The following is a 20,550-nucleotide window of genomic DNA, read 5'->3' as shown; positions in this document are numbered from 1 at the left end:
CAGCCCGCGTACGGCCACAGCCAGCAGCAGCACTACGGCTACCACGGCCACTACCGGCGGAAGAAGAAGCACGGCTTCCTCGGCGAACTGTTCGACTGACCGCCGAGCACGCGCACGCCGGGCCGGTGCACCGCATCGACCCGGCGCGCTCGTCGCCGTGCCGCGCCTGCCACACCGTGGCAGGCTGCACGACATGAGCCCGACCCGGCAGCACGAGGCGCTGGCCCAGGCGTACGACGGCATCACCGCCGTGGTCACCCCGCTCGACGACGCCGGCCTGCAGCGGCCCACCCGTTGCCGCGGCTGGCTCGTCGCCGACCTGCTCTTCCACGTGCTCTGCGACGCCCAGCGCGCGCTCGTCGCCCTGGCCAGCCCGGCACCCGGACCGGCCGACGTGGACGACGTCAGCTACTGGCGTGCCTTCACTCCCGGCGACGACGACGCGGGCGCCGGGCACGCCTGGTGGGCACGCCGCTTCGCCGCCGCCTTCGACCGGCCCACCGGCGTGGTCCGCCTCTGGGCCGACACCGCGCCCGCCGCCGTCCGTGCGGCCGCCGCAGCCGACCCCGACGGGTACGTGACCACCCAGGGCAAGGTGCTGCGCGTACCCCATCTGCTCGCCACCCTGACCACCGAGGCGGTCATCCACCACCTGGACCTGGTGGTGGACCTGCCGGACGCGCCGCGGCCGGCGGCGGACCCGACGCGGGTCGCGGTGACCACGATGGACGGCCTGCTCAGCGACGACGCGGTGCGGCCGGCCGGCTGGGACGACCACGACTATCTGCTGAAGGCCGCCGGGCGGGTGCCGCTCACCGACCGGGACCGGCTGGAGCTGGGCGAGGCAGCCGGCTGGTTCCCGCTGCTCGGCTGACGCCGCTCAGACGATCGCCATGTCCACGAAGCGCGACAGGTGCAGCTGGGCCGCTACGGTGACCGTGTCGGTAGGACCATTTCTGTGCTTGGCGACAATAAAGTCCGCTTCGCCCGCTCGCGGTGACTCCTTGTCGTAGTAGTCGTCCCGGTGCAAAAGGATGACAACGTCCGCATCCTGCTCAATCGAGTTATGGGCGGCGATGCCGTTGGCGATGAAGTTGTGTGTGCCAAGCACGGTGGCGTCGTAGACGTCCTTCTCGCCAACTGACTCGATCGAGACGATCTCGTCCCAGAAGACATCATTCGTCGCGTGCAGATCAAGATCCGCTGAGTCCAGCACCGCGGCCACCTTCGCGAGACGGGACCGGCTGGGTGCATGCTTCCACGTCGCGCTGCCGGAGAACTGGGTGCCGACTGCGGCCGCGAACTTTCGGTGGCTCATCTTGCGCTCCGCCAGAACCTCTCGAACCCGTGACCACACCTCCGTGGGCACAGTGTCCACGTTGGGGTTGCTGACGACGGATTCGAGAACCACCAGCAGCGCTGCGCAACCGTTGGCGCGCTCGCCGTGCACACCGATCTCCCGAAGGAAACGGAGCTGGTCATCGCGACCAGCGATGTCCAGGGTGTACTGCGGACGGTTTCGAGCGACCGGCACCTGTCGCAATCGAGCCGAGATGCCGTAGCGAAGCAACAGGCGTGAGATGTCCTCCAGCATGCGCCGGGAGGTCGAGGAGAAGTAGACCCGTCCGCCTCGACCGGACTTGTTGACGGTTACGGACCCGTCCGTCGCCCAGATGTGCCGCAGGAAGAGCGTGATCTGCTCCTTGGGCAGGCCGAACACGGCTGGCGGTACGAACTTCTCGTGGGACCGCAGCCCGAACAGCCCCAACCCGTCCAGCCACTCGGCGATCGGATTGCGCCGCCCGCGGGCGAGCCGGAAGGGCGCCGGCAGCCGGAGCGTGGTCACTCGGGCAGCCGGGTAGTCGTCTCGCACAGCCGTGATCCCGAAGTGCGTGGCGGCCTCCGTCACGGCCGCCAGGTTGGCCTCGTCGCAACTGGCGTAGCGGATCGGCTGTCGGCGGACGAACGAGCCGTCTCCGAGGAGGTGAGCCAGCATCACCACCTCCGGCTCGGCCCACGGCTGGATGTTCAGCGGCGGCGGAATGTGCCGAGGTGCGGCAAGCCGCGTCCCTACCGTGAGTTCGCCCAGCGGCAGCCAACCGCCGAACGTGAGAAATGGGTGGTTGGCGGTTGCCTCCACCTGCTTCCCGGATGAAAGTGTCATCCGGAACACTTCGCGTGTCCCACTGGGAAAGGCGTGCGTGAGCGTCCGGGGGGTGTAGCGGAGACCTTCGTCGAGGGCCCAGACTGGGATGTCCCTGACATTCCCGGCCAGGAGTGCCCCAAGGGTGATCTCCGAGTTGTCATCGGCTCTGACGAGTCTCGTATCTGCCGTCAAGCAGCCCGATTCACGCAGATCGGAAAGCTGTGGTCGCTTGTCGGTCCGCTGCTCGGGGCCACGGTTCAACTGACTCACCGCGATCACCGGGCATTCGACCTCCTTGGCCAGCAGCTTCAGGCCACGCGACAGGTCCGCGACCTCCTGCTGCCGGCTCTCGGTGCGCTTCGGCGAGGTCATCAGCTGGAGATAGTCGACGACGATCAGCTTCAGGTCGTGCTTCTGCTTGAGCCGCCGCGCCTTCGCCCGGATCTCCATGAGGTTCATGCTCGGCGTGTCGTCGACGAAGAGCGGCGCCTCGCTGATCTCACCCATGCAGCGGGCCAGCTTGGTCCAGTCGTCGTCGGAGAGCTGCCCGCTCCGCAGGACGTGCAGCGGTACGCGTGCCTCGGCCGAGAGCAGTCGCATGACGATCTCGACCTTGCTCATTTCCAGCGAGAAGATCGCCGCCGCCTGATTGGCTCGAATCGCTGCATTTCGAGCAAAGTCCATAGATGCGGTCGATTTGCCCAAGCCAGGCCTGCCGGCCACGATGATGAGCTGGCCGGCGTGCAGGCCGTTGAGCAGGCGGTCGAGGTCGGTGAAGCCGGTCGGCACACCAGTCATCACCCCGCCCTGAGCGCCGACCGCCTCGATCTCGTCGAGCGTCGGCTGGAGCATGTCGGCCAGGACCGCGAAGTCCTCGCTGACGCGCTTCTCGGTGATCTCGTAGACGGCCTGCTGGGCGAGATCGACGATGTCGTCGACGTCGCGGCTGCCGCTCGGGCCGGTGCCGTAGCCGAGCTGCACGATCCGGGTCCCGGCCTCGACCAGCCGGCGGAGCACTGCTCGTTCACCGACGATGCGGGCGTAGTAGGCGGCGTTCGCGGCGGTAGGCACGCTGGCGATGAGCGTGTGCAGGTAGGGCGCGCCGCCGATGCGGGCGAGGTCGCCGGAGTCGGCGAGCGCGGCCGCCACGGTGATCGGGTCGGCGGGTTCGCCGCGTCCGTAGATGTCCAGGATCGCGTCGAAGATGGTGGCGTGGACCGGACGGTAGAAGTCGTTGGTCTTCAGGATCTCCACGACGTCCGCGATGGCGTCCTTGGAGAGCAGCATGCCGCCGAGTACGCACTGCTCGGCGGCGACGTCCTGGGGTGGCGTCTTCTCGAACGCCGCATCGCGCGGTGGCGGCTCGGGCGGTTGCCCCCCGGTCCGTTCCGCACGCGTCCCGTCGGTGACCGACACGGGTTCCCCCCTCGCTGCGTCGGATCGAGTCCAGCTTTATCGCCGGGGTGTGACAACTTCCGCCGACCCTCCGGTCGATCGGGGGTCATCGTCCGGCGGTCGGGGGACCACGATACGGAACCCGAGGTCAGCGACTCAACAAGGCCAGTGGACGAGCCTCGGGACAACCTGTGGACGCCTGGGGGCCTGCATGTGCGCAGGGTGTGCACAGGGTGTGGAAAAGTGATGGGGAATTCCGGGCGTATCGCCTCTGACCTGGGCTTTTCCTATCCCCACCCTGTGGACGGAAGATTTCCGGCCGAGCTTTGTCGTCGTTCGTCCCGTACTATCGCTGCGAACGGCGACACCTGGGACAGCGGGTTTACTTTCGGGTTTGAGAGAGGTCACGCTCCGGCCGTGAGACACCGGGACTGGGGAAGCGGGGAGGACAGCCCGCGCGAGCGACGGCCGAGCGGTTCCTGGGACGAACCCGCCGGGCCGCGCCGGGTCGACTCGTACGCACCGGAGGGCTACCGCACGGCGAGCCGGCGGCGGGCGGTCGAGCGTGGCCAGGACGAGCCGGTGGAGACGTACCTTCCCCGTTGGGCCCTGGAGTCCGGGGTGAGTCGCGCGGACGGCGGCGGGCGGCATGCCGCGCCGGACGACGAGGTGGAGGCCCCGTCCTCCGGCGGTGGTTGGCGGGCGGACGCCGGCCCGCGTCGCGATCTGCGCGCGATCGGTGCGGGTCCGTTGTCGGACCACACCGCCGAGTGGACGATGGACGCCCCGCACGAGCGGGGGTACGTGGGCAACCGGCGGGCGGACGAGGACGACGAGCCGGTGTCGGGGGCGGCGCCCCGAAGTCGTCCGCGCCGGGCGGCGACGCGCCAGCCGCAGGTGACCTGGTCCGGGCTGCCGGAGCCGGCGGGTTCGAGCGAGGTGCCGGCTGGATCGGACGGTGAACGGCCGGCGGGTCGGCGTCGCGGTTCGGCGTCGGGTTCCTCCTGGCCGCCGCCGTCGGGGCCGGACTCCGCCCGGTCGCGAACGGCGGCGCCGGACGGCGCGTGGTCCCGATCGGGGACGGATGCCGGGTGGCCGGCGGCGGATGCGGCCCGGTCACCGTCGAACGCCACGGAACCGGAGCCGACCTGGAGACGGGCGGCGGAGTCGGAGTCGGCCTGGTCGCGGGCGTCGTCGGAGTCGGCGCCGCCGCGGGCTGCGGCGGATCCGTGGCAGCGCCGCCGGAGCGCCGCGCCTGAGCAGGTGGAGCCGCCCGCTGTCGACCCGTGGGACGCGTCAGGGGTGCACGCCTGGGACCGGCCGGTGCCTGCGAACCGCTGGGAGCGGGCGGAGAGCCGGTGGGACCGTACGGAGCACACGGGTGAGTGGGACCGGTTCACCGACACCGGTTTCCTGGAGCCGGTGCGGGACACCGACGACCGGTACGCGGAGGCCGATCCGTGGCACCGTTCGGCGCCCCCGGTGCGGGAGGGTTGGGCGTCACCGGAACGGGCCGAGGCGTTCTGGTCGGGTACCCGGCTCTCCGGTGACGATCCGCGGTGGATGGAGACGCCGTCGACGGCTCCCCGCTCGCCCGCGGTGGCGTACTCGGCGCCGCGTCCGCGTACCGTGCCTCGCCGTCGCCCGCTGGAGCCGGCGCCGTCGACGTTGCGGCGGCGGGTGGAGACGATCGGCGGCGGTTCGTGGGGCCGGCGGCTGGAGGACGACCTGCTGGACCCGGATCCGGGTGGTCCGTTGCGGCCGCTGGTCTACACGGCGGCCTGCTATCTGGTTCCGGCGGTGCTGCTCGTGGTCGGTCTGCTGTTCCTGAGCGGCCAGCCTCCGGCGGGCTGCGTCACGGACATCATCGGCGGTGGTTGTGACTCGCCGCGCACACACGCGCTGGAGTCGCTGGTGTCGGCGGCGCCGCGGTTCGGGCTGGCGATGGTGAGCAGTCTGGTGGTGGCGGTGCTGCTGCGGCAGGTCGGGACGACGTGGCGGTCGGCGACAGTGGCGCTGGCGGCCGCGGTGGTGGGTGGCGGCCTGTCCACGGTGGTGATCAGCGCGGTGACGGGCAAGCCGCTCGGTTGAGCGGCGAGGATGCGGAAAGGCCCGCACCGGCGACCGGTGCGGGCCTTTCGCGTCGTGCTCGGGGTGTCAGCCCTTGACCACGTTCAGGTCGAACTTGGCGGTCACCTCGGGGTGCAGCCGGATGCTGACCGGGTAGGAGCCGAGCGACTTGATGTGGCCGGGCAGCTCCAGCCGGCGGCGGTCCAGGGTCGGGCCGCCGGCGGCCTTGACGGCGTCGACGATCTCGGCCGGGGTGACCGAGCCGAAGAGCCGACCGCCGTCGCCGGCGCGGGCCTTCAGGTTGACCTTCAGACCCTCGACCTGGGTCTTGACCTCGGTGGCGTGGCCCAGGTCGCGGATCTCGCGGGCCGAGCGGGCCCGCTTGATGACCGTGACCTGCTTCTCCGCGCCCTTGGTCCAGGCGATCGCGAAGCCCTGCGGCAGCAGGTAGTTACGGCCGAAGCCGTCCTTCACCTCGACGATGTCGCCCGGAGAGCCGAGGCCGGACACCTCCTGAGTCAGGATGATCTTCATGTCCGTGCCTCCTCTCAGCGGGCCGTGGCCGTGTACGGCAGGAGCGCCATCTCACGGGCGTTCTTGACCGCACGGGCGATCTGCCGCTGCTGCTGCGAGGTCACGCCGGTCACCCGCCGAGCGCGGATCTTGCCGCGGTCGGAGATGAACTTGCGCAGCAGCGCGGTGTCCTTGTAATCGATATAGGTGATCCCGTCCTTGTCGAGCGGGTTCACCTTCTTCTTCGGCTTGCGCAGTGCCGCAGCCTTCGCCATTGCTCTTGCTCCTGGTTTGCGATCGCGGGCGCTCGGCGCCATCAGAACGGGGGCTCCTCGTCGAAGTTTCCGCCGCCCGAACCAGCGCGGGAGGGGGCCGGGGCAGCAGAGGCCCAGGGGTCGTCGAAGTTGCCTCCGCCGCCGCCCTGGCCGCCACCACCACCGAAGCCGCCGCCACCGCCACCGGAGCGGGACATCTTCTGCACCTTCGCCGTGGCGTAGCGCAGAGACGGGCCGATCTCGTCGACCTCCAGCTCGATGACGGTGCGCTTCTCACCCTCGCGGGTCTCGTACGACCGCTGGCGCAGCCGGCCGGACACGATCACGCGAGCGCCGCGCTGCAGCGACTCGGCGACGTTCTCGGCGGCCTGGCGCCAGACCGTGCACGAGAGGAACAGCGGCTCGCCGTCCTTCCACTCGCCGGAGGCCTTGTCCATGAAGCGGGGCGTCGAAGCGACCCGGAACTTGGCGACCGCAGCGCCGGAGGGGGTGAATCGCAACTCGGGGTCATCGGTCAGGTTGCCGATGACCGTGATGGTGGTGTCTCCTGCCATGACCATCTCCTCGCGCACTCATCGTTGTGCCGTACAGGCTCTCAGAGCCGTACGACAGCGTGGATGAGGCTTGATCCGGACGTGCCGGGTCTAGATGCTCAGCGCATCTCCGGACGGATGACCTTGGTGCGCAGCACCGACTCGTTGAGTCGGAGCTGACGGTCCAGCTCGCCAACGGCCTCCGGCGTCGCCTGGAGGTCGATGACGGCGTAGATGCCCTCGGCCTTCTTGTTGATCTCGTACGCGAGGCGCCGGCGGCCCCACACGTCGGTCTTCTCCACCGAGCCACCCGCGGTCCGGATCACGTTCAGGTACGTGTCGAGCGACGGGGCGACGGTGCGCTCCTCGAGGCTGGGGTCGAGGATCACCATTACTTCGTAATGACGCAAGACGTGCTCACCTCCTGTGGGCTAAGCGGCCACGGTCCTTCCGTGGCAGGAGGTCGTGCGTCGCTGCCCGAGGCCGGTGCCGGGGGAACCCGGTCGGACACACGGACAACCGGACCAGGATAGCCGGTCCGGACGATCATGGCCGGGCCGGTGGTCCCGGCGAGCCGGGTGCGGCGACAGGGGCCCACCTCCGGCGAGCCGGCAGGTGGACCCCTGTCCACGGGACCGCGGGGCGTCCCGTCCGCATTCCTTGGGTGGGACCTGGGGAGGAACGACCACACCGATGAGGTTGGATCGAAGACGCCCCGCGGAGCTTTATCGTGTTGTCACGTGGTTTGACCATACAATGGCTCTCGTCACCACTTGGGGCAAATGGAAGAATTGATCCGGCTGCCGGCCTCGCGTACCGGGACGACGAGCGGATCCCGCCCCGTCGTGCCGGGCCGCACGGCGGGGCGTCCCGTTTCCGGGGGTCCACCCTCGCCCGTCCGTGCTGTGGACCACGTGCGGGCGGAGCGTCGACCATCGATCCCACCTCGGACAACGACCGCCGGGCCGGGTGGTGACGCGTTCGACCCGCCGGGGGCCTCCCGCGAGCGCGCCGACCGTCGCAGGCGCGACGTAGGCTGCCCTGCATGCGAATCGGAGCCCACGTCGATCCGACCGACCCGCTGGCCGAGGCGGCCGCCCGGCAGGCCGAGGCGGTCCAGTTCTTCCTGGCCGACCCGCAGGGCTGGAAGGCCCCGAAGCCGCGCGAGGACGCCGAGCGCCTGCGCTCCGCCGACGTCGACCTCTACGTGCACGCGCCGTACGTGATCAACGTGGCCACGCTCAACAACCGGATCCGCATCCCCAGCCGCAAGCTGCTGCTCGCCCACGCCACCGCCGCGGCGGACGTCGGGGCCAGAGGGCTGATCGTGCACGGGGGCCACGTCAACGCCGGCCACGACGTCGCCGTCGGCTTCGACAACTGGCGCAAGACCTTCGCGTACGCGGCGGACTCGGGCGGTTTCCCGCTGCCGGTGCTGATCGAGAACACCGCCGGCGGCGACAACGCCTGCGCCCGGCACCTCGACTCGCTGGCCCGGCTCTGGGATGCGCTCGGCGACCACGAGGTCGGCTTCTGCCTGGACACCTGCCACGCGTACGCCGGCGGCGAGGAACTGCTGGGCCTGGTCGACCGGGTGAAGGCGATCACCGGCCGGATCGACCTGATCCACGCCAACAACTCCAAGGGTGCGTTCAACTCCGGCCAGGACCGGCACGACAACCTGACCGGCGGCACCATCGACCCGGAGCTGCTGGTGGCGGTGATCCGCGCGGCGGGCGCGCCGGTGATCGTGGAGACTCCGGGCGGCGTCGAGGGCCAGACCGCCGACATCGCGTTCCTGCGCGGGCAGTTGGGCGCGGCGGCGTGACGACCGAGCAGTCCGGCACCACCGGCCGCCGGCCCGGCGCCGAGTCCCGTGAGGACGGCGGCGCGGCTGCGCAGGACCGGCCGGACGCGAAGGAGGCAGCTGAGGCGCCCTCGTCCGGCAAGGCCGAGGCGACCGACACGGCGGACGCCGGGTCCGGGGCCGGAACCACGGACGAGGCCGCCGCGAAGAAGGCCGAGAGCGGGGACAAGAGCGTAACGGGCACGGCCGGCGAGAAGCCCGCCGATCCCTGGTCCGCGTTCGGGCCCGCGCCGGAGCCGGTGCTCGGCCGGGCCCGCCGGGCGGTCCGCGCGGTCGGCCGGTTCCTGGCGCACGAGTGGACGCTCGCCGCCGTCGCCGCGCTGGCGCTGGCCGCGGCGATGACCTGGCCCACGTTGCGCTATCCGCGGCACACACTGCCGCAGGACTACTGGGATCCGAGCCTGCAGGCGTGGCAGATGGCGTGGTCCGGCCACATCCTGCGGACCGACCCGGCGATGCTGTGGCACGCGAACACGTTCTATCCGGAGAACTGGAGCTTCGCGTTCTCCGACACGCTCCTCGGGTACGCCCCGGCCGGCCTGATCGGGGTCGGCCCGGAGCACGCCGTGCTGCGCTACAACATCATGTTCGTGCTGGCGCACGCGCTCGCAGCGTTCGGCGCGTACGTGCTGGCCCGGCAGCTCGGCGCGGGCCGCATCGGCGGCGCGGTGGCCGGGGCGAGCTTCGCCTACGCGCCGTGGCTGCTGGCCCAGGCGGGGCACCTGCACATCCTCTCCAACGGCGGCATCCCGCTGGCGCTGGCCATGCTGGCCCGGGGTCACGGCTGGTCGCTGCGGTACGGCTACCGGCCGCGCCGTCGGCACGCGGGCTGGGCGTTCGCCGGGTGGCTGGTGGCCGCGTGGCAGCTCAGCCTGGGGTTCGGCATCGGGCTGCCGTTCGCGTACATGCTGGCCGGGACCGGTGTGGTCTCGGTGGTGCTGTGGTTCGTGCGGCGACGCCGGGTGAAGCGTCCGTTCGGGCGGCGGCTGTTCCTGGCCGACGTGTTCGGCGGGCTCGCCTTCGCCGCGGTGGGCGCGGCGCTGGCGGTGCCGTACTTCAAGGTCGCCGAGCTGCACCCGAACGCGGAGCGGACGCTCGGTGACATCGGGCTCTACTCGCCGCCGGCGAGCGGCTTCTTCACCGCGCCGGCCGAGTCCCGGGTCTGGGGCGGGCTGCACGAGGGCGCCCGCGCCGTGCTGCCCTGGCACCCGGAGATGACGCTGCTGCCGGGCTTCGCGCTCTACGCGCTCGCCGCCGGTGGCCTGTTCTTCTCGGTCTGGCGGGTCCGGCACCGGATCTTCCTGCTCGCCGGGGTGCTCGTGACGATGGCGCTGGCGATGGGCACCCGGTTCTTCGGCGGCCGGTTCACCTACGTGCCGTTGTTCGACTACCTGCCGGGCTGGAGCGGGCTGCGCACGCCGGGCCGGATGATGCTCTGGACCACGCTGCTGCTGGGTCTGCTCGCGGCCGGCGCGGTCACCGCGTTCTGCATGCGGGTACGCGAGCTGGCCGCCGAACGGGTGCCGCCGTGGCCGGGCCCGTGGCTGCGCCTGGCCACGCTGCTGCCGTTGGCGCTGGTGCTCGTGGAAGGGCTGAACGCCACGCCGCAGCCGGTGGTGCCGCGGCAGCCGGCGGCGATGCGGACCGTCGACGGCCCGATGCTGGTGCTGCCGAGCAGCCAGAACCTGGACCAGCCGGTGATGCTCTGGTCCACCGACCGGTTCCAGCCGATGGTCAACGGCGGCAGCGGTTTCACGCCGCGTTCGCAGGCTCAGATCCGCGAGGCGACCGTCAGCTTCCCGGACTACGCGAGCGTCGACTACCTGCGGCAGATCGGCGTGAAGAACGTGGTCGTGCTGCGCGACGAGCTGGAGGGCACCCCGTGGGAGGGGATGCTCGACCGGCCGGTCGACACGCCGGGCGTGACCCGGGAGCAGGTCGGCGAGGCGGTCGTGTTCCGGCTGTAGACCGGAACACGACCGTCTCGGTCACACCGGCACGGGTTCGGCGGGCCGTTCGGCGGCTCGTGCCCGCCAGCGCTGATGCCAGGGCGCGTCGGGCGCGCCGTCGAGCACCCCGCCGTCCGGGTCGTCGTCGTAGGTGTGCCGGACGACATCCAGTTCGGGCCGCATGATGTCCCGGATCACGAACCCGCAGAGCACCACCACGGTGATCAGGCGCAGGCTCGACGCCAGCACGAAGACGCCCTCGGGGAAGACCGGCCGGGACATGGCCGTGCCGAGCAGTTCGCCGTAGAACGCGGCGAAGTAGCAGACCTCGGCGACCTGCCAGGCCAGGAACGCGCCCCAGCGCGGCCGGGCGAGCACCGCGAGCGGCAGCAGCCAGAGCACGAACTGCTGGGACCACACCTTGCTGAAGATGAGGAACGCGGCGACCACCAGGAAGGCGAGCTGGGCCAGCCGGGGGCGGCGCGGCGCGAGCAGGGCCAGCCCGGCCACGCCGAGGCAGGCCAGCCCGAAGAGCAGGTACGACAGCCAGTTGAGGGTGGGGATGTTCGCGTTGAGCCACTCGAAGGGCCCGAGTTCGCCCGGTGCGGACGGGCTGATCCGGCCGTCCAGGTAGCGGCCGATGTACCAGAGCGTGCCCCAGTCGATCGGGCGCGTGGTGTTCAGGTCGAAGAAGCGTTCCCAGTTCTCCCGGTAGGGGATCGCCACCGGCAGGTTCACCGCCACGAGCGTCACCAGCGCGGTCGCCGTGGCGACGAGCCCGGCCAGCATTCTGCCGGCGCGCAACGCGAGGACCAGGATCGGCCCGAGGAGGAACAGCGGCCACATCTTGGCCGCGCCGCCCAGTCCGATGAGGACGCCGGCCACGCCGGGCAGCAGCAGCGCGTACCGGTCGGGGCGGGCGCGCGCCCAGGCCAGCAGGCCGAACGCGGCCAGGCCGATGGCGAGCAGGTCCCAGTTGACGGTGGCGGTGAGCACCAGAGCCGGGGAGAGCGCGAACAACGCGGCGTCCCAGGGTCGTCGTCGGCGCAGGCTGAGGATCACGGCGACGGTGGCGACCGCGAGCGCGCCGAGCACCAGCGCGTTCAGGTTGTAGAACCACTGGCCCTGGTTGATGGCGGGGTTGTCGGCACCGAGGGCGTGAACCGGCAGACCGAGAGCGCCCATGAAGTAACCGGTCAGCACCGGGTACTCCACCGGATGGTCGGCGTAGGGCACCTTGCCCTCGTTGAGCCCTTCGGCGTAGTAGAGGGCGAGCACGTCCGTGTAGCACATCCGGGTGTACTGGATGTTGTTCTGCCAGGCGCCGTCCTGGCAGGGCGATTTCTGCACCCAGTGCAGGGCCAGCGTGAGGCAGACGAGCGCCAGCACGATCCGGCCGGCGGTCCAGAAGCGGCTCTCCCGGTCGGCGGGCCGGTCCAGGGCGACGGCGTGGTCGCCGAGCGGCCCGCCGATCAGACCGGAGGCGCCCCGGACGAACCAGTCCGAGCGGGACGGGTGGTCCACCGTCTCTGCGGATCGTGGCGCCGCCTCGGACGCGCCGGGCTCATCGATGCCTGCGGGCGACTGGGTGCTCATGGAGAGGCATCCTGCCGTACACCGGGGGTCGCCGTCCCGTCGCGCGCGGAGAAATTCCGGTACGCGAAACGCGGCGGCGGCCGGACCCGAGGTCCGGCCGCCGCCGTCAGGTGGTACGCGTCAGTTCTGTCGTGTCGGTGGTGTGCTCGGTAGCAGCCCGCCGCCACCACCGCCGCCACCGGGACGTCCACCGCCTCCGGGGAGCCCGCCCCCGCCGGGCGTTCCACCCTGGTCACCGCCACCGGGGGTGCCGCCGCCGGGCGTGCCGCCGGGGCAGAACAGGCCCAGCGGGTCGCAGTTCGGGCCGCCCGGCTGGCCGGGCTCGTTCGTCGGCGGCGGTGCCTCGCCGTTGCCGGTGTCGTCCTCGCCGACGTTCGCCGCGGGCGGGAACTCCTCTTTGTCCTTGCCCTTGAGCGCGTCGTTCATGAAGCGCTGGAAGATGTCACCCGGCATCCGGGCGCCGCTGATGTCCCGGCCGTCCTTGTACTTGATCGCCTTGCGGTCCTTGGCGTTGCCGACCCAGACCGCGGTGGCGAGCTGTGGCGTGTAGCCGATCATCCAGGCGTCACCGTTGCGGGTGGTCTTGTCACCGAGTTCCCAGGTGCCGGTCTTCTCGGCGACCTGGCGGCCCTCCTCGAGCTTCTTGTTGATCTGGCCCGGGTACTGCTTCAGCACGGACGTCACGTCGGCGACGATCTCCTTGTCGATCCGCTGCTGCCCCTTGAGCTTCTCCCCGCCGACCGTGTCCCACTTGCCGGTGTCCGGGTTCTGCTTCTGCACCAGCTTCACGAAGTGCGCCTTGTGGTAGACGCCCTGGTTGGCGAACGTGGCGACGCCGTTGGCGTGGTCGAGCACCGTGATCGGGTACTGGCCGTAGCCGAGGACGTGGAAGAACGGCGACGGAGCCAGGTCCTTCGGGTCGGCCTTGGTCAGGTCGTGCGCCTTGGCCGGGTTGGTGTCGGTCTGCCACATGGTGGTGACGCCGGCCTGCTTGGCCATGTCGAGCACCTTGTCCGGGCCGATCTTCTCGGTGATGTAGTAGAACGGCACGTTCAGCGACTTCAGCGTCGACAGTTCGAGCGTGCAGGAGTCACCGCAGGAGACCTTGTCCGCGCCGGCGTTGCTGACCTTGAACTTGGTGCCCTTCGGCGTGAACGCCGTGCCCTTCCACCGGGACTTGAGGGAGATGCCTTCCTTGAGCGCTGCGGCGAGCGTGTAGATCTTGAAGCTCGAACCCGGCGAGTGACCGCCGCTGACCACGCCGTTGTCGACGTTCTTCCCGGCGTAGTCGGTGCCGGTGCCGTTGTCCCCGCCGTAGTAGGCCAGCACCCGGCCGGTCTTCGGGTCGATGGCCACCACGGCGGCCATCAGGTTCGGCGGCTGGCCGGCGAGTTCGGAGCCCTTCTTGGCCCGCTGGGCCGCGGCGAGCGCCGCCTCCTGCATCTTCTGGCTGATGGTGGTTGTGATCTTGTAGCCGCCGCGGCTGAGCGCCTTGGCGCACAGCGGCTTCTTCTCGGTCGCCTCGGCCTCGTTGTCGGTGCAGAGCTTCATCTCGCGCAGTTCCTGCGAGACGTAGTTGACGATGTTGCCGTACGGGGTGTCGATGCCGAAGCCACCGCCGCTGTTCTTCGACGGCTTCGCGATGTTCTTCGGGTACTCGGTGGGGTGCTGCGGCATGTTCGGCGCATCAAGCCACTTCTCCGTGATCATGCCGTTGACCACGTAGTTCCACCGGTCCAGCGCGGCGGTCGGGTTGATCGCCGGATCGTAGCCCTGGTGGGTGGCGCTCGGCTCCGGCTGCTTGATCAGGGCGGCGAGCACCGCGGCCTCGGCCACGGTCAGGCTCTTGACGTCCTTGCCGAAGTAGGTCCGCGCCGCCGCCTGGATGCCGTACGCGCCGCGGCCGAAGTAGATGACGTTCAGGTAGTGCTGCATGATCACGCGCTTGTCGTACTTGTCGTTCAGCTTGGAGGCGAGGATCGCCTCCTTCACCTTGCGGCCGTACGTGTCCTGGTTCAGGTTCTCGAACGCGTTGCGCGCGTACTGCTGGGTGATGGTCGAGGCGCCCTGCTTGTCGCCGCCGGTGAGGTTGTTCCACGCGGCCCGGGCGATGCCCTTGTAGTCCACACCGGAGTGCTTGTAGAAGTTCCGGTCCTCAGCCGCGGCGACCGCGTGCTGGACGTGCTCCGGGATCTGGTCGATGGTGACCAGCTGGCGGTTCTGGTCGCCGATCCGGGCGATGGCGGTCTTGCCGCTCGAGTCGTAGATGGTGGTGGACAGCGGCGGAATGGTGTCCTCCGGGAGCACCACCTTGGTGGAGTACCAGGTGAAGCTCACCACGCCGATGCCGGCGAGCATGATGAACACGGCGAAGCCGGCGATCAGGATGTTGATCCGGCGGCGCTTCTTCGCCCGCGCCGGGTCCTCACCGCGGCCACGCCGGCCGGGGCCGGTCGGACCACCGGGACCACCGGGGCCGCCGCCGGAGGCGCCGGGCACCCGGGCCCGGCCACCGACCGCCGCCGCGCCGACGCTCGCGCGTGCGCCCACGCTCGCGCGCCCGCCGACGCCGGCCGCGCCGACGCTCGCCGCGCCCACCGAGGCACGTCCGGCCGGAGCGGCCGGGGAGACCGGCACCGACGCCCGGCCGGCGCCCGCGCGTCCGGAGGCGCCGGGTGCCGGCGAGACGGGCACCGAGGCCCGGCCGCCCGCGCCGGCCCGGCCGACCGGGGCCGCGCCTGCCGCTCCGCGCGGCGCCGGAGCGGCGCCACCGACCGAGGCCCGGCCGCCCGCGCCGTACGGTGTCGCGGAGGCGCGCGCCGAGGCGCCGCCCTGGGCCGCGCCGGACCAACCGTTCCCGCCCCGGCTCCCTTCGGAACCGGGGTCGCCGTTCGGGCCCGGGATCTGGGCCCGCCCACGCGAAGAACTGGGATCGCCGTAGTTCATTCCTCACACCCTGCCGGTCGCGGTGGGGCGCGGGGGCGCCGCCACCGGGTTGCCGTGAGCTGGAACACGGGACGTTACCCGCCGGCCGCGCCAGCGATCGCCCGTCAAATCCGATCTATTCGGACCAATTACGCGTAAGGGCTGTCGATCCTGCCGCCCGGGGAATGGGCCGGCAGTGATCGGGACAGCCGCGTTCACCGTTGCGCCTCTCGCCTTCGCCGAGGGGTGGAGCCGTTGGCCGCGACCGACTCGTCCGCGTCCTCCGCCTCGCCCGCGAGACCGTCCCGGCCGAGCAGGAACTGCTCGACCAGGTGGTTCCAGTCGCAGCCGGGGCAGACCTCCACCACGAACACCTGGAACTCACGCAGCGTCATGGCCAGGACGGGCAACTCGGCCCGGGTACGCGCCTGGCCGGCCGACTGCTTGAGTTCGTCACCGTAAATGTAGTGGACGTGGATCAGGTTCTCGCTGCGGCAGATCGGGCAGCGGCGGTCGGTCGGCTCGCCGTGGAAGCGAGCAGCGTTCTTCAGGTACGGCGAGGCGTCGCAGACGTCGTACGTGCCGATCCGCCCGGCGAGCAGTTCACGCAGCACAGCCCGCTTCTGAAGCGAGTAGTCGACGACCTGGCGCTGCGTACGCATGCGGCAAAGGGTACGCGCTCCGGCGAACCCAGGCGACCATGGTCACGATGCGTGAGGACCGCGTCGCGTAAGCAGGGGTTTGCCCCACCCTTCCCTCTCCGCTAACGTGCGATGTATCGGTTCGATACATCGCGGTGGTTAGCGCTCCGCGCAGGGGGAAAGAGGGGATGGCCCGTGCTCGAGCTCGCCATCCTCGGCCTCCTGCAGGAGGCGTCGATGCACGGCTACGAGCTGCGCAAGGAGCTGACCGCCAAGCTCGGTGCCATCCGGGCGGCGATCAGCTACGGCTCGCTCTACCCGACCCTGCGTCGGCTGCAGGCGGCGGGATGGATCGCCGAAGCGGCCGAGACACCCGCGACCGCCGAGGAGGTTCCCGCGCTGACCAGCCGACGCGGTCGGGTGGTCTACACCATTACCGCGGAGGGCAAGGAACGCTTCGCCCAGCTGATAGCGCAGGCTGGACCCGAGACGTACGACGACACGGGCTTCGGCGTGCACTTCGCGTTCTTCGCCCGGACCGACCAGGCCACCCGGCTCCGGATCCTGGAAGGTCGTCGCCGCAAGATCGAGGAACGTCGCGAAGGTCTTCGTGACGTGCTCGGCCGGGCAGCCGAGCGCCTCGACGCGTACACCCTGGAACTGCAACGCCACGGGCTCGACGCCTGTGAGCGCGAGGTCCGCTGGCTGGAGGAGCTCATCGCCAACGAGCGCTCCGGCCGGGCCCCCGCCGACCCGCGACCCGGGACGGCCGGTGGCCGAGGAGACAACGACAGCCCGCCCACGCCTGGAACGTCCAGGAAAGAGCGGCCGTGATGAAGAAGAAGGAGGCAGACGCTATGGGCTCCGTCCGCGTCGCCATCGTCGGTGTGGGTAACTGCGCCTCGTCCCTCGTACAGGGCGTGGAGTACTACCGGAACGCCGACCCGAACGACCGCGTCCCGGGTCTCATGCACGTCACCTTCGGCGACTACCACGTCTCGGACGTGAAGTTCGTCGCGGCGTTCGACGTGGACGCCAAGAAGGTGGGCATGGACCTCGCGGAGGCGATCGTCGCCAGCGAGAACAACACGATCAAGCTGTGCGACGTGCCGCCGACCGGCGTCACCGTGCAGCGCGGCCCGACCTTCGACGGTCTCGGCCAGTACTACCGCGAGATCGTCGAGGAGTCGGACGCCAAGCCGGTCGACGTGGCGCAGGCGCTGCGCGACGCGCAGGTCGACGTGGTCGTCTCCTACCTCCCGGTGGGCTCCGAGGAGGCCGACAAGTTCTACGCCCAGGCCGCGATCGACGCCGGCTGCGCGTTCGTGAACGCCCTGCCGGTCTTCATCGCCTCCGACCCGGAGTGGGCGAAGAAGTTCACCGACGCCGGTCTGCCGATCGTCGGCGACGACATCAAGAGCCAGGTCGGCGCCACCATCGTGCACCGCGCCCTGGCGAAGCTCTTCGAGGACCGCGGGGTCGAGCTGCTGCGCACGTACCAGCTCAACTTCGGCGGCAACATGGACTTCATGAACATGCTGGAGCGCAACCGCCTGGTCTCGAAGAAGATCTCGAAGACCCAGTCGGTGACCTCCCAGATCCCGCACGAGATGAGCAAGAGCGACGTGCACATCGGCCCGTCCGACCACGTGCCGTGGCTGGACGACCGCAAGTGGGCGTACATCCGCCTGGAGGGCCGTTCCTTCGGTGACACCCCGCTCAACGCGGAGCTGAAGCTCGAGGTGTGGGACTCGCCGAACTCGGCCGGTGTCATCATCGACGCCGTCCGCGCCGCGAAGATCGCGCTGGACCGGAAGATCGGTGGCCCGATCCTCTCCGCCTCCTCGTACTTCATGAAGTCCCCGCCGGAGCAGTACGCCGACCACGACGCGCACGCCGCCGTCGAGGCGTTCATCGCCGGCGAGATCGAGCGCTGACGCGCTGACACGCAAGAAAGAAGGCCGGGTCCGTGCGGACCCGGCCTTCTTTCCTCGCGTACGTCAGGACCAGGCTCGCCGCAGCGCCACTGATGCCTCCAGCTCCAGCAGCGTCACCTTGCGCGGCAGCCCGCCACCGAAGCCGACCAGCTTGCCGCCCGCGCCGACGATCCGGTGACAGGGCACGATCACCGGCACCGGATTGCGGTTGCAGGCCACCCCGACCGCCCGGGCGCCGCCGGGATCTCCGACCGCCTTCGCCACCTCGCCGTAGGTCTTCGTCTCCCCGTACGGGATGCGGGTCATCTCCCGCCACACCGCGCGCTCGAACTCCGAGCCCCGGGGCGCCGACACCGGCACCGTGAACTCGGTCAGCTCACCGGCGAAGTACGCCCGCAGCTCCGCCACCGCCAGCCGGGCCACCGCGTCACCGGGTTCGTCGGCCGCCCCGTCCACCCGGCCGAAGTGCGCGCCGCGCACCGCGTCGTCGTCGGTGCCGACGGAGAACTCCCCGATCGGCGAGTCGAGCACGGTCCAGCGCATGGCATCCATTGTCGCGCGCCCGCCGGCATCGCCTCGCTGAGGGCGGGCTGGACGACCGCTGAGCGAAGTCGATGTTGCACGGCGTCGATACCGTGCAGGTCATGGCCACCGGGACGCTCATCTTCCTGATCATCGGCGGGGTCGGTGTCGGCGTGCTGACGCTCGCCCTGCTCGGCTCGGGAGTGCTCCACCTCGGCCAGCCGGACGTCGACGGGCCGGTGTCGCTGGAGGCGGCCGCCGGGTTCACCGGGGCGTTCGGTTTCGGCGGCGCGATCGTCAACGAGCTGCTCGGGGGCCGTACCCCCGGAATGATCGCGGCGGCGGTGGCCGCCGGCGCGCTCGCCGCCGTGCCCACCGGCTGGCTGGCGGCGCGGCTGAGCCGCGCGGCCCGCAACATGCGCACGGACGCCACACCCACCCGCGACCACCTGGCCGGCGCGATCGGCCTGGTGGTGACGCCGATCCCCAGCGGCGGCTACGGCGAGGTGCGGGTACGCCTCGCCGGCCAGCCGGTGAAGCTCAACGCCCGCGCCGACGGGCCGATCCCGGTCGGCACCCGGATCTTCGTGGTCGAAGCACTGAGCGAGACCAGCGTGCACGTCGAGACCTACTGACACACCACCACACAGACGGGAACGCCCATGCCCCTGCTCGTCGCCATCGGCGGCGCGGTCCTCCTCGCCGTCGTCCTCGTCCTATTCGTGCTCTCCCGGATCAAGGTGGCCGGGCCGAACCAGGCGTTCATCGTCACCGGCCGCAAGGGCCGCACCACCCAGACCGCCGACGGCGCCCGCTCCACCGACATGTCCGGGCAGAAGGTCGTGCTCGGCGCCTCGGTGTTCGTGCTGCCGGTGGTGCAGAAGCTCCAGTCGCTCGACCTGTCCAGCCGCCGGATCGACGTCAGCATCCGGGGCGCGGTGAGCAAGCAGGGCATCCGCACCGAGCTGCACGGCGTGGCGATCGTGAAGGTCGGCGGCACCGAGGACGCGATCCGCGCCGCCGCCCAGCGCTTCCTGAACCAGCAGGAGGAAATCGACAACTTCACCCGCGAGGTGCTGGCCGGCGCGCTGCGCTCGATCGTCGGGCGGCTCACCGTCGAGGAGATCATCCGGGACCGGGCGGCGTTCGCCAGCGCGGTCGCCGAGGAGGCCGAGCACTCGATGACCAACCAGGGCCTGGTGCTGGACACGTTCCAGCTCCAGGACATCCTGGCCGAGGGCTCCTACCTCCAGGATCTGGGGCGGCCGGAGGCGGCCCGGGTGCTCAAGGACGCGGCCATCGCCGAGGCGCGGGCCCGGCAGCAGGCCGAGCAGGAGCGGCTGCTCGCCGAGGAGGCGATCGCCGAGGCCAACCGGAACCTGGCGCTCAAGCAGGCCGGCATCCAGGCCGAGATCGACGCGGCAAAGGCGAAGTCGGCCGCGGCCGGGCCGCTCGCGCAGGCCGAGCGGGACCAGGCGATCCTCTCCGAGCAGCAGAAGGTGGCCGAGCGCAACGCCGAGCTGAAGCAGCGCCAGCTCGACACCGAGGTGCGCAAGCCGGCCGACGCGGCCCGGTACAAGGTCGAGCAGGAGGCCGAGGCGGCCCGCAACGCGGCGGTGCTCAACGCCGACGCGCAGCGGCAGGCCACCATCGCCGCCGCCCAGGCCTCCGCCGAGCAGGCCCGCCTCACCGGTGAGGGCGAGCGGGCCCGCCGGGCCGCGCTGGCCGAGGCGAACGCGATCGAGGGCGCCAAGGAGGGCGAGGCCGAGCAGCGCCGTCGTTCCGCGATCGCCGAGGCGGTCGAGCGGGAGGGCCAGGCCGAGGCGGCGGCCATCCTCGCCAAGGGTCAGGCCGAGGCCGACGCGATGGCCCGCAAGGCCGAGGCGTTCGCCGCGTACGGCGAGGCGGCCGTTCTGGACCTGCTGGTCAAGGTGCTGCCCGAGGTGGTCGGCGCGGCCAGCGCCCCGATCGGCGCGATCGACAAGATGACAGTGATCTCCACCGACGGCGCCTCGTCGCTGACCAAGTCCGTGGCCGGCAACGTCGCCCAGGGCCTCCAGCTCGGCAGCGACCTGACCGGCATCGACCTGGCCGGGCTCCTCGCGCGGCTGGGCAGCAGCGCGCAGAACAACGGCAAGACCACTGTGGACGGCACCGCCGTCACCCAGTGACGACGGACGC

General features: G+C 70.9%; 17 protein-coding genes. 8 read left to right on the top strand and 9 right to left on the bottom strand.

What is annotated here, in order from left to right; all coding sequences use genetic code 11:
* Window positions 1-193: 193 nt before the first annotated feature.
* A complete protein-coding gene (locus F8279_RS11775; protein WP_151499930.1) occupies window positions 194-874 on the top strand; it encodes a maleylpyruvate isomerase N-terminal domain-containing protein in 681 nt (226 codons plus the stop codon).
* Window positions 875-880: 6 nt separating this feature from the next.
* Here F8279_RS11775 and F8279_RS11770 read toward each other — a convergent pair whose 3' ends face one another.
* The gene (locus F8279_RS11770; RefSeq protein ID WP_151499929.1) at window positions 881-3,562 is read right to left on the bottom strand and encodes a replicative DNA helicase; all 2,682 of its coding nucleotides are present in this window, start codon (window positions 3,560-3,562) and stop codon (window positions 881-883) included.
* A gap of 1,242 nt (window positions 3,563-4,804) precedes the next feature.
* Here F8279_RS11770 and F8279_RS30575 point away from each other — a divergent pair.
* Window positions 4,805-5,632, top strand: coding sequence for a hypothetical protein (locus tag F8279_RS30575; RefSeq protein WP_225853234.1), 828 nt, complete (start codon window positions 4,805-4,807; stop codon window positions 5,630-5,632).
* A gap of 66 nt (window positions 5,633-5,698) precedes the next feature.
* On the opposite strand, the gene rplI is transcribed toward F8279_RS30575, so the two are convergent.
* The 4 genes from rplI to rpsF all read right to left on the bottom strand — a co-directional run bounded on the left by rplI (window position 5,699) and on the right by rpsF (window position 7,342).
* The gene (gene rplI, locus F8279_RS11760) at window positions 5,699-6,145 is read right to left on the bottom strand and encodes a 50S ribosomal protein L9 (RefSeq protein ID WP_091413477.1); all 447 of its coding nucleotides are present in this window, start codon (window positions 6,143-6,145) and stop codon (window positions 5,699-5,701) included.
* A gap of 14 nt (window positions 6,146-6,159) precedes the next feature.
* Entirely contained in the window at window positions 6,160-6,399 is a 240-nt protein-coding gene (rpsR, locus tag F8279_RS11755) for a 30S ribosomal protein S18 (RefSeq protein ID WP_007073789.1), read from the bottom strand.
* 41 nt (window positions 6,400-6,440) lie between these two features.
* Complete coding sequence (locus tag F8279_RS11750; RefSeq protein ID WP_175438580.1) at window positions 6,441-6,971, bottom strand: single-stranded DNA-binding protein; 531 nt, start codon at window positions 6,969-6,971, stop codon at window positions 6,441-6,443.
* A gap of 80 nt (window positions 6,972-7,051) precedes the next feature.
* A complete protein-coding gene (rpsF, locus tag F8279_RS11745) occupies window positions 7,052-7,342 on the bottom strand; it encodes a 30S ribosomal protein S6 (protein ID WP_013289357.1) in 291 nt (96 codons plus the stop codon).
* 635 nt (window positions 7,343-7,977) lie between these two features.
* Between rpsF and F8279_RS11740 the strand changes: the two genes are divergently transcribed.
* Window positions 7,978-8,760, top strand: a complete 783-nt coding sequence (locus tag F8279_RS11740) for a deoxyribonuclease IV (protein ID WP_091413479.1) — start codon at window positions 7,978-7,980, stop codon at window positions 8,758-8,760.
* The gene (locus tag F8279_RS11735; RefSeq protein ID WP_151499928.1) at window positions 8,757-10,766 is read left to right on the top strand and encodes a hypothetical protein; all 2,010 of its coding nucleotides are present in this window, start codon (window positions 8,757-8,759) and stop codon (window positions 10,764-10,766) included. The genes F8279_RS11740 and F8279_RS11735 overlap by 4 nt, the downstream gene beginning before the upstream one ends.
* Before the next feature lie 21 nt (window positions 10,767-10,787).
* Here F8279_RS11735 and F8279_RS11730 read toward each other — a convergent pair whose 3' ends face one another.
* The 3 genes from F8279_RS11730 to F8279_RS11720 all read right to left on the bottom strand — a co-directional run bounded on the left by F8279_RS11730 (window position 10,788) and on the right by F8279_RS11720 (window position 15,931).
* A complete protein-coding gene (locus tag F8279_RS11730; RefSeq protein ID WP_091413485.1) occupies window positions 10,788-12,344 on the bottom strand; it encodes a glycosyltransferase family 87 protein in 1,557 nt (518 codons plus the stop codon).
* A gap of 120 nt (window positions 12,345-12,464) precedes the next feature.
* Window positions 12,465-15,290, bottom strand: a complete 2,826-nt coding sequence (locus F8279_RS11725; RefSeq protein WP_151499927.1) for a transglycosylase domain-containing protein — start codon at window positions 15,288-15,290, stop codon at window positions 12,465-12,467.
* Window positions 15,291-15,484: 194 nt separating this feature from the next.
* The gene (locus F8279_RS11720; protein WP_091413490.1) at window positions 15,485-15,931 is read right to left on the bottom strand and encodes a DUF5318 domain-containing protein; all 447 of its coding nucleotides are present in this window, start codon (window positions 15,929-15,931) and stop codon (window positions 15,485-15,487) included.
* 174 nt (window positions 15,932-16,105) lie between these two features.
* Here F8279_RS11720 and F8279_RS11715 point away from each other — a divergent pair, with 174 nt between their 5' ends.
* The gene (locus tag F8279_RS11715) at window positions 16,106-16,744 is read left to right on the top strand and encodes a PadR family transcriptional regulator (protein WP_013289363.1); all 639 of its coding nucleotides are present in this window, start codon (window positions 16,106-16,108) and stop codon (window positions 16,742-16,744) included.
* A 23-nt stretch (window positions 16,745-16,767) separates the two neighbouring features.
* On the top strand, window positions 16,768-17,847 hold the full coding sequence (locus F8279_RS11710) for an inositol-3-phosphate synthase (protein ID WP_013289364.1): 1,080 nt from the start codon (window positions 16,768-16,770) through the stop codon (window positions 17,845-17,847).
* Between the two features lie 63 nt (window positions 17,848-17,910).
* Here F8279_RS11710 and F8279_RS11705 read toward each other — a convergent pair whose 3' ends face one another.
* The gene (locus F8279_RS11705) at window positions 17,911-18,390 is read right to left on the bottom strand and encodes a methylated-DNA--[protein]-cysteine S-methyltransferase (RefSeq protein WP_047892731.1); all 480 of its coding nucleotides are present in this window, start codon (window positions 18,388-18,390) and stop codon (window positions 17,911-17,913) included.
* A gap of 71 nt (window positions 18,391-18,461) precedes the next feature.
* On the opposite strand from F8279_RS11705, the gene F8279_RS11700 reads away from it, so the two are divergent.
* The gene (locus F8279_RS11700; RefSeq protein WP_091413492.1) at window positions 18,462-19,004 is read left to right on the top strand and encodes an NfeD family protein; all 543 of its coding nucleotides are present in this window, start codon (window positions 18,462-18,464) and stop codon (window positions 19,002-19,004) included.
* Between the two features lie 27 nt (window positions 19,005-19,031).
* Complete coding sequence (locus tag F8279_RS11695) at window positions 19,032-20,540, top strand: flotillin family protein (RefSeq protein ID WP_091413495.1); 1,509 nt, start codon at window positions 19,032-19,034, stop codon at window positions 20,538-20,540.
* Window positions 20,541-20,550: the final 10 nt, after the last annotated feature.

It is taken from the genome of Micromonospora sp. AMSO1212t, assembly GCF_008868145.1.
Lineage (GTDB): Bacteria > Actinomycetota > Actinomycetes > Mycobacteriales > Micromonosporaceae > Micromonospora > Micromonospora tulbaghiae.
Note: the sequence above shows the minus strand (reverse complement) of the source record. Positions and strands in the feature narration are given on the sequence as shown.